The organism is Aliihoeflea aestuarii (assembly GCF_024105665.1).
GTDB classification, from domain to species: Bacteria; Pseudomonadota; Alphaproteobacteria; order Rhizobiales; family Rhizobiaceae; genus Aliihoeflea; species Aliihoeflea aestuarii.
Window position 1 is genome coordinate 402295 of record NZ_JAAAMK010000002.1, and the last position, 16858, is coordinate 419152.

The 16858-nt window shown below is 63.5% G+C and carries 14 protein-coding genes; 7 read left to right on the top strand and 7 right to left on the bottom strand.

Translation table 11 applies throughout. The features are described from left to right. Positions 1-19: 19 nt before the first annotated feature. Positions 20-2596, bottom strand: a complete 2577-nt coding sequence (gene cckA / locus GTW25_RS06350; protein WP_252911113.1) for a cell cycle histidine kinase CckA — start codon at positions 2594-2596, stop codon at positions 20-22. Between the two features lie 188 nt (positions 2597-2784). On the opposite strand from cckA, the gene GTW25_RS06355 reads away from it, so the two are divergent. Then, on the top strand, positions 2785-3537 hold the full coding sequence (locus tag GTW25_RS06355; RefSeq protein WP_252911114.1) for a flagellar biosynthetic protein FliO: 753 nt from the start codon (positions 2785-2787) through the stop codon (positions 3535-3537). 3 nt (positions 3538-3540) lie between these two features. Here GTW25_RS06355 and dksA read toward each other — a convergent pair whose 3' ends face one another. Beyond that, the gene (gene dksA / locus GTW25_RS06360) at positions 3541-3957 is read right to left on the bottom strand and encodes an RNA polymerase-binding protein DksA (protein WP_252911115.1); all 417 of its coding nucleotides are present in this window, start codon (positions 3955-3957) and stop codon (positions 3541-3543) included. A gap of 165 nt (positions 3958-4122) precedes the next feature. Between dksA and GTW25_RS06365 the strand changes: the two genes are divergently transcribed. The 4 genes from GTW25_RS06365 (at position 4123) to GTW25_RS06380 (ending at position 7873) form a co-directional block, all read left to right on the top strand. Continuing rightward, entirely contained in the window at positions 4123-4617 is a 495-nt protein-coding gene (locus GTW25_RS06365) for a SixA phosphatase family protein (protein WP_252911116.1), read from the top strand. Positions 4618-4687: 70 nt separating this feature from the next. Next, on the top strand, positions 4688-6145 hold the full coding sequence (locus GTW25_RS06370; RefSeq protein WP_252911117.1) for a YcjX family GTP-binding protein: 1458 nt from the start codon (positions 4688-4690) through the stop codon (positions 6143-6145). Continuing rightward, the gene (locus tag GTW25_RS06375) at positions 6142-7206 is read left to right on the top strand and encodes a YcjF family protein (RefSeq protein ID WP_252911118.1); all 1065 of its coding nucleotides are present in this window, start codon (positions 6142-6144) and stop codon (positions 7204-7206) included. Before GTW25_RS06370 ends, GTW25_RS06375 begins: the two co-directional genes overlap by 4 nt. A 118-nt stretch (positions 7207-7324) precedes the next feature. Continuing rightward, on the top strand, positions 7325-7873 hold the full coding sequence (locus GTW25_RS06380) for a hypothetical protein (RefSeq protein ID WP_252911119.1): 549 nt from the start codon (positions 7325-7327) through the stop codon (positions 7871-7873). On the opposite strand, the gene folK is transcribed toward GTW25_RS06380, so the two are convergent. From folK to folP, 3 genes are read right to left on the bottom strand one after another with little or no spacing between them, the layout of a single operon-like run. Continuing rightward, entirely contained in the window at positions 7870-8388 is a 519-nt protein-coding gene (gene folK / locus GTW25_RS06385) for a 2-amino-4-hydroxy-6-hydroxymethyldihydropteridine diphosphokinase (protein ID WP_252911120.1), read from the bottom strand. The two genes, GTW25_RS06380 and folK, sit on opposite strands and share 4 nt — an antisense overlap. Continuing rightward, complete coding sequence (gene folB / locus GTW25_RS06390) at positions 8372-8731, bottom strand: dihydroneopterin aldolase (RefSeq protein WP_252911121.1); 360 nt, start codon at positions 8729-8731, stop codon at positions 8372-8374. The genes folK and folB overlap by 17 nt, the downstream gene beginning before the upstream one ends. Positions 8732-8748: 17 nt before the next feature. Continuing rightward, positions 8749-9609 (bottom strand): dihydropteroate synthase, encoded by an 861-nt coding sequence (gene folP, locus GTW25_RS06395; protein ID WP_252911122.1) that lies wholly within the window; start codon positions 9607-9609, stop codon positions 8749-8751. A 117-nt stretch (positions 9610-9726) separates the two neighbouring features. Between folP and GTW25_RS06400 the strand changes: the two genes are divergently transcribed. After that, complete coding sequence (locus GTW25_RS06400) at positions 9727-10341, top strand: DUF922 domain-containing Zn-dependent protease (RefSeq protein ID WP_252911123.1); 615 nt, start codon at positions 9727-9729, stop codon at positions 10339-10341. Here GTW25_RS06400 and GTW25_RS06405 read toward each other — a convergent pair. Continuing rightward, entirely contained in the window at positions 10332-10652 is a 321-nt protein-coding gene (locus tag GTW25_RS06405) for a 2Fe-2S iron-sulfur cluster-binding protein (protein WP_252911124.1), read from the bottom strand. The genes GTW25_RS06400 and GTW25_RS06405 overlap by 10 nt on opposite strands. 72 nt (positions 10653-10724) lie before the next feature. Beyond that, complete coding sequence (locus GTW25_RS06410; protein WP_252911125.1) at positions 10725-11063, bottom strand: histidine kinase; 339 nt, start codon at positions 11061-11063, stop codon at positions 10725-10727. 254 nt (positions 11064-11317) lie between these two features. On the opposite strand from GTW25_RS06410, the gene GTW25_RS06415 reads away from it, so the two are divergent. Then, positions 11318-16804 carry a kinesin gene (locus GTW25_RS06415; protein WP_252911126.1) on the top strand — a complete coding sequence of 1829 codons (5487 nt, stop codon included), beginning with the start codon at positions 11318-11320 and terminating at the stop codon, positions 16802-16804. The last annotated feature ends 54 nt before the right edge of the window (positions 16805-16858 follow it).

A 16858-nucleotide genomic window follows, 5' to 3' on the forward strand; every position in this document is an offset into this window, starting at 1 on the left:
TCTGCCCGGCACAGGCAGGCTATTTTTCGTCCAGCATGTCCTTCACGACCGTCGCAAGCTGCTTGAGCGAGAACGGCTTTGGCAGGAAACCGAACCTGGCCTCCGCGGGAAGATTTTTCGCGAACGCGTCTTCGGCATAGCCCGAAACGAAGACGAACTTGATGTCGGGCGCGATCTTCCGCAACTCGCCCAAGAGCGTCGGCCCGTCCATTTCCGGCATGACCACGTCGGAGACGACGATGTCGACCTGGCCATCGAGTTCGTTGAAGATTTCCAGCGCTTCCACGCCGGACGAAGCTTCATGGACCGTGTACCCACGCGATGCGAGCGCGCGCACGCCGCCCATGCGCACGGCGTCCTCGTCCTCGACCAGAAGGACCGTCGCCGTTCCGGACAGATCCTTGGCGGCCTCGCTTAGCTTTTGTGCGGGGGGGTGATCGACGGAAGCGGGCGCGCCTTCCGCATCGATCACCGCCATGTGACGCGGCAGGAAGATGCGGAACGTCGTCCCGGTCCCCTCCTGCGAATCGCAGAAGATGTAGCCGCCGGTCTGCTTGATGATGCCGTAAACCATCGATAGCCCGAGGCCGGTGCCCTTGCCGACTTCCTTGGTGGTGAAGAAAGGTTCGAAAATCTTCGAGATGACTTCATGCGGAATGCCCGTTCCTGAATCCTCGACCTCGATCATCACATAGTCGGCCGGCGCCAGTTCGCGGTAGCCGAAGGCCGCGCAGTCGCCGCTCGCGACATTGCGCGTGCGCACGGCCAACGCTCCACCTTCAGGCATCGCGTCGCGTGCATTGACCGCCAGATTGACGACCACCTGCTCGAACTGTCCGATATCGGCCTTGACGGCCCACAGATCACGCCCATGCTCGACCGAAAGCTGGATATCCGTGCCGACGAGGCGCACCAGAAGCATGCGCAAATCGGCAAGCACATCGGTCAGGTTGAGAACCTCCGGGCGCAGCGTCTGCTTGCGCGAGAAGGCGAGAAGCTGGCGCACCAGCGAGGCGGCGCGGTTGGCGTTCTGCTTGATGTTCATGATGTCGGCGAAGGACGGGTCCGACGGGCGATGGCTGGTCAGGAGCAGGTCCGAAGCCATGATGATGGCCGTCAGCACATTGTTGAAATCATGCGCGATGCCACCGGCAAGCTGCCCGACCGCCTGCATCTTCTGGCTCTGCGCCATCTGCGCTTCGAGCGCCTTCAGTTCGGTCGTCTCGACGGCGTAGACGATGGCGGCCTCCTCCGCTCCATCCTCGCCGCCGGCATCGGTCACCGCATTCACGTAAAAGCGCAAATGGCGCTCTTCGTTGTCGGGCAGAACGGTGTCGATCGGCGCGATATCCGCCTGCCCCGACTTGGCGGCATCGAGCGCCATGCGGAACGCCTCGCGATTCCGGTCATGGATAACGCGGTCGAGCGGCGCGTGGCCGTCGATCGCGTTACGGTCGATGACCGACGAGAACAGGGACAGGAACGGCGCGTTGGTGCGCAGGATCCGGCCGTCGCCGTCGATGCCGGCAATGGCCATGGGCGTCGAGTTGAAAAAGCGCGTGAACCTGATTTCGGAGGCGCGCAGATCGGCGGAACTGTCCGTTCCTTCGACGCGATTGAGAACGATCGTACGGCTGGGACCGGCGACCCCGTCTCGGCTCGTCGCCACGCGGTGCATGATACGCACGGGAATAGCCGCTCCCGACACGGCCATCAGATCGAGATCGACCACGGCGTCGCGAACGCCGCCGGGCTCGGCCTTCACGGCCGAGAGAAGCGCCATGCCGTCGCCTGCGATGATCTGAGACAGACGCAGCGAACCGGGAGAAAAACCAGCCAGATCCACCCCGAGCCAATCGGCGAGCGTGGCGTTCAGATAGGTCAGCCTTCCGCCCGCATCCGAGGCGAAAAAACCGGCCGGCGCGTGGTCCAGATGGTCGATCGCCTTTTGCAGATCGAGGAAGAAGCGCTCCTGTTCCGCACGTTCGTCGGAAATATCGACCAATGTCCACAACGCTGCCGGCTGACGCAAATCCGGCGAACGGAAGGTTCTTGCGGCGGCCCGATACCACCGTGCCCCCGCCTCGCCGCCTGCGCGCAGTGGACGCGGCAAACGGAACTCACCATCGGCGTCACGACCGTCGCGAACGGCGGTCGACAGCTTGTGGACAATCTGCGCCGCCTCGGCGCTGTCGGACAGCAGCGCCTCGATCGTGCGGATATCATCCGCCGACACTGCGCCGGTCATGTCCGCATAGGCCTGATTCGCATAAAGAATGCGCCCCTTGACGTCGGTGACGACGAAGCCCTGGGACGCGCTGTCCACGAGCGAACGGGCAAGACTGTCGGAAGAGGATCGTCCCGATATCTGGATGAAGCCGATCGCAAGGGCGAACAGGAAACCCACGCCGATCATGGCCAGCAGGCCCAGAAGGCCCAGCAAAGTGTTGTGGCTCAGGACATCGTTGAAGACGATTAACGCGATGGCACAGATGACGAACGCGATGATAAAGCCAATCAATCGCGAAAGCGTCGACAAGCGCGTATTCTGGTCGACGATCGGCGTCAGGTCGGGCTCGCCATTCTTTTGCGCCATGAAGGCGGCCTCCCAGCCGGGTTCATCAAGAGGGTTCGTTTCCGCATACATCATCGCCATACGCAGTCGCAAGAACGGGACATGCATGAAGAAAGCCTGACGTCAGCCTCGACGCAACCGGGTGGACGCCTTATGCGTTGCGGGGTTTAGCATTTGCTCATACAGGATTCGAAAAGGCGGAAACGAACATGCCGACATGGTTTGAGGATATCGCGGGACCGGGCTATGCCAACGCGGTCATGTGGACGCTGATCGCGCTCGTCGCCCTCGGCGTCGTGATGCTGATCGTCAGGATTTTCCGGAAGGTGTCGTCGGGAACCTACGGGTCGGCCGGAAATTACCGGGCCCGGCTTGCCGTCATGGACGCCGCCGAGGTGGATGCGCAGCGCCGCCTCGTGCTCGTACGACGCGACGAGGTCGAGCATCTGATCATGATCGGCGGCCCGACCGACATCGTCATCGAGCAGAACATCATCGGCCCCGGTCGCTCCGTTCCGTACCAGCCGGCGCAGCCCCACGAAGCACCGCGCCGCCGCCATGAAGCGACATCCGCTCCTGCACCGGAACGGGCAAAGGTGGAACCGGTCGCCGCGACCGTCGAACGGGAGCCTCGAGTCGTCGCCGCACGCCAGCCTGTTACGCCACCCGTGCCCGAACGCCGCGAGCCGCTGGATGAAGCGCCCGCGATGCACACTACGCAAACGCCTGCCGTTCAGGCCGTGGACGCGCCGGTCGTCAAGCCGGATACGCCACGCGTGGAGCCTGCCATCGCCCAGCGCGTCGCCGCGACCGAGCCGAATGTGGACGAAGTCATGGTATCGGAGTTCGAACGTGATTTTCGCAAGACCGACGAACCCGCACCGGCAACGCAGCGCCGTGAACCGTCGATCGAGGACGAGATGGATCGCCTCCTGAACGAAGCGCCGCAGGAGCGGCGCTGATCGTCATTCGTCGCGATAGACCTTTTCGCGGCGTTCGTGGCGTTCCTGCGCCTCGATGGAGAGCGTCGCGATCGGCCTGGCATCGAGGCGCTTGAGCGAGATCGGCTCGCCGGTCTCCTCGCAATAGCCGTAAGTCCCTTCGTCGATACGCTGCAGTGCCGCGTCGATCTTGGAGATCAGCTTGCGCTGCCGGTCACGCGCCCGCAATTCAATCGCGCGGTCGGTTTCGGAAGATGCGCGATCCGCGAGATCGGGATGATTGGCATTCTCGCGCTGCAGGATATCCAGCGTTTCGCGCGCTTCCCGCAGGATGTCGTTCTTCCAGGAAACAAGCTTTCCGCGAAAGTATGACTTTTGCCGTTCATTCATGAACGGCTCGTCTTCGGATGGCATATAGTCAGACTCGACAGCCTTGCTCATAAGACTCACCCCACATAAGCAACCGGGCGCCTGTATATTCGGGGCGCATGCACCACACAAGCGTTAAGAACCGGGCTTTCACGCATTTGTCACCTTGCGCGCACATGTGCGATCACCCAACGGTGCGGTGCATGCCAACTCATGCGAAGCGAACGAGGGACCCGAATGCCGCGACTTTACCTTCTGCGCCACGCGAAAGCCGGCTGGGCATGTCCCGGCCAGCGCGATTTCGACCGCCCGCTGGAAGGGATCGGCATCGACGATGCCACACGCCTCGGCAGCGAATTGCGCTCACGCAAATCGCTGCCCGGCAAGGTCGTCTCGTCATCGTCGGTGCGCACCCGGCAGACCGTGGAGGCCCTGACGCTGGGTAATCTTACAGTCGAGTATCTGGACGCACTTTACGAGGCTACGCCGGTTCAGACGCTGGAGATTATCCAGGCCCAGAAAACGGATTCCGATCTGATGATCGTCGGCCACAACCCGGTCATGGAAGATCTGGCGACGGCTCTGGTGAAAAATGCCGGCAGCCATCCTGAGCTTCAGGGCGGCTTCCCGACATGCGGCCTGGCCATAATCGCCTTTGAAGAACCGCTGGAGCGGATCGAGCCGGGCTCGGGAACGCTCGAACTCTTCCTGCGACCTTCTGATACGAAATAGCGCGCGTTTTGTTGCAGGAAGGCCATTAAAACCTATCTCCTTGGCAACCGACCGCTTGGGGACCCGGCATTTGGCATCACAGACCACATTGGGCGACGAAGCCCGGCTGGCGCTCGACACCTTCACCGGTCGTGCGAGCGGGCTCTTCTCGCCTTCGCTGCGCTTGGGCGTGACCGGGCTGTCCCGTGCCGGCAAGACGGTCTTCATCACCTCCCTCGTCCACAACATGCTGCATGGCGGCCGCCTGCCGATGTTCGATGCGATGAAATCGGGACGGATCGCGAAAAGCTATCTGGAGCACCAGCCCGACGATGCCGTGCCGCGCTTTCAGTATGAAGACCATGTCGCCGCGCTGGTGGGCGAGCGCGTCTGGCCCGACTCGACCCGGGCCATTTCGGAATTGCGCCTGACCATCGAGTATGAATCGGCATCCGGCTGGGGACGCATGTTTTCGCCGGGCCGCCTGTCGCTCGACATCGTCGACTATCCCGGCGAATGGCTGCTCGACCTTCCGCTTATGGGAAAGACCTACGAAGAATTCTCCCGCGACGCGGCGGCCCTTGCCGAACTGCCGGCGCGGGCCGACCTCGCGCGCGAATGGCGAGAGACGGCCACCGCAACCGATCCTGCCGCCGACGCCGACGAAATGACCGCCCGCCGGCTTGCCGAGGCGTTCACGGGCTATCTGAAGGCCGGCAAGGATGATAGCCGCGCGCTTTCCACCCTTCCGCCCGGCCGCTTCCTGATGCCGGGCGATCTCGACGGGTCGCCCGCCCTCACCTTCGCGCCCCTGCCCGGCCTTGCCGTCGATGCCCGGCCCCGCGCCGGATCGCTCCACGCAATGATGGCGCGACGCTACGAAGCATACAAATCGCATGTGGTCCGCCCCTTCTTCCGCGATCACGTCGCGCGCCTCGACCGCCAGATCGTGCTGATCGACGCCTTGCAGGCGCTGAATGCGGGTTCCGAGGCCGTTGCCGACCTCGAACGCGCGCTGACGGAAATCCTCTCCTGCTTCCGGCCGGGCGCGCGCAGCATATTCACCGACCTTTTCCTGCGCCGGATCGATAAGATCCTGATTGCGGCGACCAAAGCCGACCATCTGCATCACGAAAGCCATGACCGGCTGGAAGCGATCGTGCGGCGGCTGGCCGAACGGGCGATCACGCGGGCGAGCGCGACAGGCGCCGACATCGAAGTGCTCGCCATGGCGGCAGTGCGTGCCACGCGTGAGGGAACCGTGCGCGAAAACGGCGACACGCTGCCGGTCATCATCGGAACGCCGCTGGCCGGCGAAACGATCGGCCGCGACCGCTTCGACGGCGAGACGGAAACGGCGATCTTTCCCGGTGATTTGCCGCGCGATCCCAAGGTTGCGCTGGAGGAAGGCGGCCTGCGCGCGCCGATCCGCTTCGTGCGATTCCGTCCGCCGCGTCTGGAGAAAACGGCCGAAGGCATGACGCTTTCGCTCCCCCATATCCGGCTCGACCGTGCGTTCCAGTTCCTCATAGGAGACCGGCTGGCATGAGCCGCGAGCGCGAACCGCAATCCTTTTCCGTTCCCGGCCAAAGGTCGGCCGTCGAAGCCGAGCCGCCGCTGCGTGAACCGCGCGCATTGTCGGGCGGCGAACTTGGCCGTGTCGAGGAAGCCGAGATCGACGTCTTCGACGTGATCGATGCCGATGCGCCACCGCCGCTTGCGCCCCGTCGCCGACGTGGCCTGCGCCTCGGCCGCATCTTCGCCGGCGCATTCGGTCTGCTCGTCAGCCTCGCAGTCGGGTTATGGGCCGATCGCGTGATCGCTGATCTGTTCGCTCGCTCGGAGGCGCTGGGCTTCATCGGGCTGGCGCTCGCGGCCGTCGCCGTGCTCGCCCTGCTCGCCATCCTGACGCGGGAAACGCTTGCGCTGATGCGCCTTCAATCGGTCGAAAACCTGCGTATCGATGCGGATCGCGTATTGCGGGACGGCAGATTATCGGAGGCGCGATCCTTCGTGGGCAGGCTCAAGAGCTTTCTGGCGACGCGGCCAGAGACGGCTGCCGGCCGCGCCGCGCTCGACGCGCTCGCCGACGACGTGATGGACGCGGGCGATCTGGTCGGGCTCGCCGAAACGGAACTCGTCGCGCCGCTCGACGCCGAGGCGCGCCGCCTCATTCTCGACGCAGCCAAGCGCGTCAGCGTCGTGACGGCCGTCAGCCCCCGCGCGCTCGTCGATATCGCCTACATTCTGTTCGAATCAGGCCGGCTCATCCGCAGGCTGGCCGAACTTTACGGCGCACGCCCCGGCACGCTCGGTTATTTCAAGCTTCTCCGGAACGTGCTCGCTCACCTTGCCGTGACTGGCGTCATGGCTGTCGGCGACGAATTCGTCCATCAGGTCGTCGGACAAGGCCTGGCTGCCCGGCTTTCGGCAAAGCTCGGCGAAGGCGTCGTTAACGGCGTGATGACCGTGCGCGTCGGGCTGGCGGCGATGGAAGTCGTGCGTCCGCTGCGGTTTCGGATCGTCAAACGGCCGACCGTCGCCGATTTCATCGGCAGTCTTGCGACTTTTGCGACACGCCGCGAGCGAGAAAATCCCTCGCGTGCATAATGGGCTTGCGTCAGCCCGAAAGCTGACTCATTCTCCAAATCACTGCTTCGCCGGAAACATCCTTAACCATTTGCGGCCAGCCTTTCGACCAGCTCGCTCGCTCATAGGTGTCGATTCGATGACTGCCCTTCGCCTCGCCTCTTCCTTTCTCGCGGCCACGACCGCAACGGTGATCGGCCTTGCCGCGCCCGCTCTGGCGTCGGACAAGGATCGCAAGTTCTTCTCTTCGGTGGAAGGTTCGTGGTCCGGACCGGGTGAAATCGTCGCCGGCAAGTACAAGGGCACGAAGTTCGTCTGCAATTTCACAGGCGCGACGCCCAGCAGCAAGCTTGGCATGTCGCTCGACGGCGGTTGCCGGATGGGCCTCTTCACCCAGCGCATGCAGGCAAGCGTCGAGCATCAGGGACGCGCGGGCTATCGCGGCAGCTTCATGGACGGGTCGGACGGAACCGGCCTCGATGTCATCGCCGGCAAGGTCGCCAATGATCGCGTGACGTTCACGCTCAACCGCAACCAGTTGAACGGCGCCATGCTCGCCCGCATGGCTGACCCGGAAACGATGACGGTCACCGTATCCGTACTCGTCGACGACCAGATGGTGCCGGTCATCGGGATGAATCTGAAGCGCGTCGACAAGGGCTCGGTCGGCTCGATCGCCAACCGTTAATCGTCAAGCCACCAGTCGGGTCCGACAGTCAGCCGCTTGATGCCGCTTGCATCCAGCGCATGCAGCGTATCCGCCATTGGTCGCCCGTCGATCGTAAGGTCCGGCGCGATCTCCAGCAGCGGAACCAGCACGAAAGCGCGTTCGCTGATGCGTGGATGCGGAACCGAAAGCCCCTCCTCGTCGATATGGCTGTCCCCGAAGGTCAAAATGTCGAGATCAATGGCGCGCGGTCCCCAGCGCTCGTCGCGCACCCTTTTCAACCGACGCTCGGCATCGAGGCAGGCATCCAGAAATTGGCGCGGTGAAAGCGTCGTTTCGACTTCGGCGACCGCATTGAGAAAGTCGGGCTGGGCAGTCACGCCCCAGGGCGGTGTGCGGTAGAGCGACGAAACCTGCATAACCGCGAGATCGGGCCGGGCATCGAGAATGCGCAAGGCAGCCGCCATCGCAGCCTGCGGGTCGCCGAGATTGCCGCCAAGTCCCAGATAAGCCCTCGTCTTACTGCGGCCAGACAACGTTGACCTCAACGGAATCCAGAACGCCGGGAACCGGTGCGCCCGGTTTGCGCACGGTTATCGACGCCGTCCTGATCTGCGGAAAACGGGAGCAAAGCGCCTTGGCGACATCGACCGCGAGTTTTTCGATAAGGAACCGCCGCGTGCCCGTCACCACCTTCTCAATCTCCACGAAGGCCGCACCGTAATCGACTGTTCCTTCTATCGAATCGCTCTCCAAAGATCCCGTCGGCTCGACGGTCAGTTCTGCGTCGATATAGAAGCGCTGCCCAAGTGTTTCCTCTTCGACATAGACACCATGGCGGGCGAAGAACGCGCAGTTCTTCAGGCGGATCGTATACATGGTACGAAAATCTCCCGTCAGGTCTGGCGACCGAGGATTGCATCTGCAACCTTGAGCGCATCGGCATTGACCGCAACGTCATGAACACGAAAAATCGCCGCCCCTGCAAGCCGCAAAGCGACGCTGGTTGCCGCAGTACCGACGTCGCGGTCAAGTGGTTCGCGTCCCGTGATTTCGCCGAGAAACCGCTTGCGTGACGTACCGACGAGCAGCGGATACCCAAGCTCATGCAATCTGAAAAAATATGCGATCAAATCAATGTTTTCATCTGCATTTTTTGCAAAACCGAAACCCGGATCAAGCGTAATCCGATCGTCACTTATGCCCGTCTTTGCCGCGATCTTCAGCGAATGATTGAGGAAAGTGAACTGGTCTTCTATCGGATCGACGAGTTTTTCGCGTTCGCGGCCTGTATGCATGATGACAAGGCCGGCCCCGGTCGAAGCCGCCACCTCGGCAAGCGCGCCATCCTTGTGCAGTCCCCACACGTCATTGACGATGTGCGCGCCCGCCTCGACCGCAAGCCGCGCCGTTTCTGCGCGATAGGTATCGACCGACAGAAGCACACCCCCGCTTCGCGCCAGCGCTTCGATGACGGGCAGGACGCGATCCTGCTCTTGCGCGGCGCTGACGGGCGTCGCACCCGGCCGGGTCGATTCGCCGCCGATATCGACGATCGCCGCGCCCTCCGCTTCCATTCGCTCTGCCTGTCGCAGCGCATGTTCGACCGTGGCGAACTGGCCGCCATCGGAAAAGCTGTCCGGCGTGACGTTCAAGATGCCCATTATCACCGCGCGCGGCCCCAGCGTCAGCGTGCGTCCATGCGCCAGACGCCACACACGCTCGTCTTTTTGCAAAAGGGAAAAGGAACTCGACATTCACGGGCTATTGGACTGCCGACGACGCCAAATCAACGAATTTTCGTGAAAGGCAGCAATTGTTCAGCTTTAGGTGCAAGGTTGCGTGTCGTGGATGCAAGAGCGAGGAAACGGATCATGAAGAAGCCGATGATGACGGCCGTCGCGATTCTCTTTTCCGCGATGGTCACCGCGGATGCCGCCTCCGTGTCGCGATCCTACAGCTATTTCACGATCGGCGGTCGTACGCTCGGCGAGATCGAGACGGAGCTGCAAAAGCGCGGGCCTGAACTGGGCACCACCGGCAGCCGCCATCCGGGCGCCACGCGAATGGCGTTCACCACCCGCATCGGCTATCAGGAGGAAGGCGGCCTGTGCAGCGTCTCACAGGCGAGCGTCGACATCGCGGCCGAGGTGTTCCTGCCGCGCTGGCGCAACAGAGACGGCGCGGAGATGGATACGACACTGATGTGGGATACTCTGTCCGCCGATATAAGGCGGCACGAGGAAGGCCACATCGTCATCGCGCGCCGGTATGCCCTCGATATCGAACGGGCTCTTCTCGATATCCGCAATGCCGCCAGTTGCGAGGATGCCGCCAGCACGGCGGAAGGCATCAGCCGGCGAATGCTCGCCGAGCACGACGCCGAGCAGGCGCGCTACGACAATATCGAGAGCATCAATTTCGAAAGCCGCATGCTGCGCCTTCTGGACTACCGGCTACAGCAGATCGAGGCCGGCCGTCAGCCCTGACGCTCCGGCACCTGCACGATTAGCCCGTCGAGCTCATCCGACACGCGGATCTGGCAAGAAAGGCGCGATGTCGGGCGAACATCATAGGCGAAATCGAGCATGTCTTCCTCCATCGTCTCCGGAGCGCCCACCTGCGCAGACCATTCCTCGTCGACATAGACATGGCACGTAGCGCAGGCACATGCCCCGCCGCATTCGGCCTCGATCCCCGGAACGCCCGCCTTGATGGCATTTTCCATAACGGTCGAGCCATTGTCGGCCTCCACGTCGAAACGCGTGCCGTCGAAGGCAACGAAAGTGAGCTTGGTCATGGGAAAAATGCCTGTCGGAGAAGGTTTCGTACTGAGGATCGCCGCGATGACATAATGGCTGCGAAAATGCTGTCAACCCGACCGGCTCTGGCGGGCATCCACTTCGCGGCGAAGGGCGACGGCCAGCGCGCCAAGGCGCGTTGCGGCACCATCGGGCGTTGGCGATACTTCGAGATCGGCAGCGCATGCCGCGACCTCTTCGATGCCAAGCGACCGCGCCGTCCCCTTCAGCGCATGCCCGAGCGCGGCACGGCGCTCAGACGGACAGGTCGCCATCTCGAGGGACGCGGCGTCGAGTTGCGCAACGAACATGGCCAGGAGTTCGGCCGCAAGGCGATGGTCGCCCATCGTCTGCCGGTCAAGGATCTCTTCGTCGATCAATCGGGAATAGGTGCCGTTCACCTGTGCCATTCCGGGATCGTGCGTGCCGCCCATGGAGGCCGCGTTAACATGCCGCTTGGCATTTTCAAGGGCCGCTCAGCACTTCTTTCATATAGGTTGAGACGCATTAACCTTATGTTTAAAGTTTTACACATGAGCCGAATTGCGAGTTCCCATCCGGGTCTTGTGCCGATACGATACGAAATAGGCGAATTGGGCCTCAACTGGCGGGTGGTTTCAAGCCGAACACGGTGACCCGCTGCGATAGTATAGGGTAGAGCGGCATGGCGACCAAACCGGCGACCAACACGGAACTCGACACCGATATCGAAAAGGAGCTGGAAGACGCCCTCGATATCGAACTCGTCATGGACGAGGACGACGTGCAGGATGCAGACGAGCCGAGCCTCGATATCGCCGCCTCCATGGAGGACTTCGAAGCGCAGATTTCGCAGGCAGCCGAGGAACTCGCCTTCGAAAACCGCGATTCCGCGACCGTCGAATCCGTCGATATCGCCGCCGCCCCTCTGGCAGCGGCAGCCGTCGCACCCGCCCTCGCCAAACCGGCCGATGAAGGCCCGACACGCATTGCCGACCTGAAGCCGGTCGAGGCGCAGGCCCCTGCCCGGCCTTCCGCATTCGCCGCCGCCAATGACGATACCCAGAAGGACTACAAGAGCTTCGTCCAGAGCATATCGAAGCCCGTTCCGACCACCATTTATTGGGCGGTCGCGCTTTTGTCTGTTGCGTGGGCGGCCGGCGGCCTTCTCATGGGCCACCTCCTGTTTTCGCCGCAAATCTGGCAGATCGGCTCGCTCGCCGAACTGATCGCGGCGCCCTACGCGGTCGGGCTGATTCTCGCCGTCCTCGTGCCTGTCATCCTGTTCTGGGGCTTCGCGGTGATGATCCGCCGTGCGCAGGAAATGCGCTACGCGGCCCAGTCGATGACTGAGGTTGCCTTCCGCCTCGCAGAGCCGGAGCACATCGCCACCGACCGCGTGATGATGGTCGGCCAGGCCGTGCGCCGCGAGGTGCAGTCGATGGGCGAAGGCATCGAGCGGACACTCGCACGCGCCGTCGAACTGGAAACGCTGGTCCACACCGAGGTCAATGAACTCGAGCGCGCCTATTCCGAGAACGAGACGCGCATCCGTTCGCTGGTTGACGGCCTCGGCAGCGAGCGCGAGGCGGTCGTCAGCCACGCCGAGCGCGTGCGCGCCTCGATTGCCGGTGCGCATGAAACGCTAAAGGACGAATTGTCCGCCGCAAGCGACGTGATCCGCCAGAACATCGTCGACGTGTCCGGCCAGCTTTCCGGCACGATCGCCGACAGCGGCACATCGTTGATCGAGCGCATGAACGAGAACGGCGCGCTGTTGAGCGAAGCGCTGGACACGCGCATCGATACGATATCCGAGCGCATTTCCACCTCCGGCGATGGCGTCGCCAACCTGCTCGACACGCGCATCGCCTCGCTGACGGAAGCCACCGACACAGCCTCCCGCGCGCTCAACCAGATGCTGGACGACCGCACCAGCGGCATGATCTCGCTGCTCGGCAGCGCGTCGCGTTCGCTGTCCGACGAATTCGACACGCGCCTTCGCGATATCGAGCGCACGCTGGCCGAACGCGGTCAGTCGCTCCTGTCCGAATTCGAGACCCGCGCCCACGCGCTCGACAGCGGCACGCAAAAGCTCAACGCCGCCCTCGAGGCGCGCGCCAAGCAGATCAACGACACGCTCATCGACCGCACCAGGGAAATCGCGGCGACCTTCACGGAAGGCAAGAGCCAGCTCAACGTCCTTCTCGATGAGACCAAGGGCAAGATCGGCGCCGACTTCGCAGACCTCGTCATGTCGACATCGACGATGCTGGAAGCTCGCGCGAGCGACTTCGCCGGCAAGATCGGCGAAGGCCGTGGCCTGATCAGCGCTGCGCTCGACGAAGACCTCGAGCGTTTGGCCGAGACGCGCCAGGCTATGGACAATGCGATCACCAGCCATGTCGAGCGTATGGCCGAAGGCCGCTCGCTACTGACCGGAGCGCTCAACGACGACATCGCACTGATCGACAGCACGCGCCGTGGATTGGACGAAGCCGTTTCGCAGCATGTCCAGACCATCGCGGAGCGTCAGTCGGATCTGACCTCGGTTCTCGCGTCGGGCACGGCACGCGTCGAGGATGCCTTCGCCGGTCAGCTCGACCGCATGGCCGAGCGTCAGAACGAACTGTCGGCTGCGATGTCCGCCGACGCCGACAAGATCGACGAAGCCATTTTGCGCGGCATCGAAACGCTGGGCTCGCGTCGGGGCGAGTTGCAGGCGGCGATAAGCGCCGACCTGTCGCGCATCGACGACGCATTCGATCGTCAGATCGAGCGTCTGTCCGAGCGCCAGTCGGGCCTCGCCGCTGCCGTCGATGCCGATATGGAGCGTTTTTCCGGCGCATTCGACCGCCAGTTCGACGCGCTCACCACGCGTCAGGGTGAGCTTGGCGCGCGCATCGATACGGACGTGGCGCGGATCGACGAGGCGTTCGCCCGCCACGTCGACGCGCTGTCGGTTCGCCAGAACGAGATGGAGAATGCCGTGCACCGCGGCGCCGAGCGTTTTGCCGAACTCTTCGGCCAGCTTGCGGGCCAGATCGGCGACCGTCAGTCCGAACTGTCTACGGCTATCGCCGGCGATGCCCGCCAGATCGAGGAGATCTTTGCCGGTCACCTCGCGACGCTGGCAGCACGCCAGGATGAGCTATCCTCGGCGATTGGCGCCGATATGGGCCGCATCGACGAGACCTTTGCCCGCCAGATCGAGCTGTTTGCCGAAAAGCAGACCGACCTCGCCTCCGCGATCAACATTGACATGGACAAGGTCGAGGAAGCCTTCGCCCGCCACATCGAAGCGCTGGGCGAGCGCCGCGCATTGATCACCGATGCCGTCGGCGCCGATATCGGCCGCATTGGCGAGGCGTTCGACCGCCAGTCCGGCGTGATCGAAGAGCGTACCCATACAATGGAGCGCGCCCTCAAGGCAGGCGTGGAGAATGTCCGCGCCGCGCTCGAAGGCAGCGCCGTCGTGGTCGCCGGATCGCTGCGCGACAAGGTCCTCCAAGCGACCGCCGCGATGGGCGAGCAGGCCGGTCAGGCATTCGTCGATGTCGACAAACGCATCGCCGAACGCATGGAACAGACGGCGGCGGCCCTTGGCGCGAAGGCCGAGGAAATCGCCGGACAGCTCGAAAGCACGGATCGCCAGTTGGCCGAGCGGATCGAAGATCGCGCGACGCTGATGACGAACCGCGCGGAAGACGTGGCCTCCCGCTTCGAGAACGCCGGGCGTTCGCTCGCGGATGGCTTCGAGGAGCGTACGCAGTCGCTGTTCTCGCGTGCGGCGGAAATGGTCGAGCGCTTCGCGGAAGCTGACGAGACGCTTGCAAGCCGTGCCGAAGAACGTGCCGTCTCTCTTGCCGGCAAGTCCGGCGAGGTGGTCGCTGCCTTCGAGGCGGCCGAACGCAACCTGACCATTCGCGTTGAAGATGCGGCAGGCGCGTTGTCGACACGCGCCGGCGAATTCGCCCAGATCGTCGAGGAGGCCGACCGCAATCTCGCCGGCAAGGCGGACGAAATCCGCGTCAGCCTCCTGTCGCGCGCCGACGAAGTCGTCTCGCGCTTCGACGAGGCCGGCAATGCGCTGGTCGTACGCACCGAAGACGCCGCCAGCGCTCTTTCCAGCCGCGCCGACGAACTTCGCGGCGTGTTCGCCGATGCCGATCGCCAGATCGTATCGCGCCTTGACGAAACAGCGACCGTTCTCGCTGCACGGTCGAGCGATATCGCATCGGTTCTCGACGGTTCGAACGAAAGGCTGCAGGAGCGTGCGAACGAACTCGCCCGCACCTTCGACACAGCCGAACAGCGCATCATGGCGCGCACGCACCAGACTTCAGCCGAACTCGACGCCCGTGCGGCCGCGATTGCCGAAGCGCTCGGCGCGGCCGAAGGCAAGCTTGCCGACCGCACGACTTTGTTCGCCTCGCGCATCGAAAACCAGATCGTATCGGCCGAAGAACGCCTGACGAACGGCGCGGCGAATATCGGTGGCCGTCTTCAGGAGCAGGTCGCGCGCGTCGAAACCGAACTGGTGGAACGGGCGAACGCGATTGCCGAAACCTTTGCGGCCATGAACCGCCACCTCGACGAAAGCACCGAAGGCGCGTCCGACAAGCTCGACGAAAAGACGCGTCAGCTTAACGCCATGCTTTCGGCGCGCTCGTCGGAAATTTCGCGCATTCTGGACGAAACGGCACGACCCCTGGTCGATCGTTTCGCAGAGAGCGGCAGCGAATTGCAGCGCAATCTCGAGGATATCACGCAGGCCGCGACCGAGCGCCTGCAATCGGGCAACACGGCCCTGATGTCGGCACTCGAAGCACGGACCAGCGAGACCGTTTCGGCTGTCGAACGCGTCCAGATCGACCTTGCTCGCGGCGTCGACGGCCTCATCGGTCGCCTGTCCAGCTCCAACGCGAAGCTGGCCGAACTGGTGGAAACCGCGTCGGCCAATCTCGGCGGCGTCGACGAGAAACTCGCCGGCACCACCGAGCAGTTCGCCGAGACGACCGAAAAGGCCGCACGCTCCTTCGCCTCGTCGGCCCGCATCATCGAGGCCCATGCTGGCAAGCTGTCCGAACTGTCTTCGTCCACGCTGCACGAGGTTGCAGGCATCGCATCGCGTTTCGAGGATCACGGAAAGATGCTCGCCGGCGCGCGTGACCTTCTGAACTCCGCGCAGGAAACGCTGGCGACGACCCTCGACGATCGTCAGACGGCGCTCGAGACGCTCGCATCGGGCCTTTTGAAGAAGTCGGAAGAGATCGGGCGCGTCATGCGCTCGTTCGAAAACGTCGTCGGCAAAGCGTTGGAAGGTGCGGAAGGACGCACGAAGACCTCGACGGAGCAGATCCGCTCGGCGATCACCGAGGTGGTCGAAAGCGCGACCAAGCGCTTCGCCGACGCGACGGACGAAATCCGCAAGACTGCGGGCTCCATCCGCTCCGAACTTGACCAGACGCGCGCCGAACTGAAAAAGGGTGTGATGCAACTGCCGGACGAGACGAAGGAATCGACCAGCGCGATGCGCAAGGCCGTTTCCGAGCAGATCAAGGCCCTGAAGGAACTGTCGGACATCGTCGCCAAGTCCGGCCGCACCTTCGATGTGGCGCCGGCCCGTGCCGAGCGTCAGCCCCAGCCCGCGCGCCGCCCGGTGGCTCCCGTCGCATCCGCACCGCCGGCCCCGGCTCTGCGCGGTTCGCTTGCGGAGGTTGCGCCGCAGCCTGCCTCGGGAAGCTGGGTCGGCGCGCTCCTGCGGGGTGCTTCGAAGGAAGACGCGCCCGCTCAGGCCCCCTCGCAGCCGCAGCGTTCGCCGCTTCATCTGGTCGAATCGCTGAACTCGCTGTCGGTCGACATCGCCCGCGCGATCGACCACGACGCCTCGATCGAGTTGTGGGACCGTTACCGCAAGGGCGAGCGCAACGTCTTCACGCGCCGGCTCTACACGCTGAAGGGCCAGCAGACGTTCGACGACATTCGCCGCAAATACCAGAACGAAGGCGAATTCCGCAGCGCTGTCGACCGCTATTGCCAGGACTTCGAGAAGCTCCTTGCCGACGTCGCCAAGAACGACCGCGACAACATGATGTCGCAGACCTATCTGACCTCCGATACGGGCAAGGTCTACACGATGCTCGCTCATGCGAGCGGCCGCTTGAAGTAACAGGGTCAGCCGTCCGGATCGGGCCGCGATTGCGCAAGCGATCGCGGCCTTTTT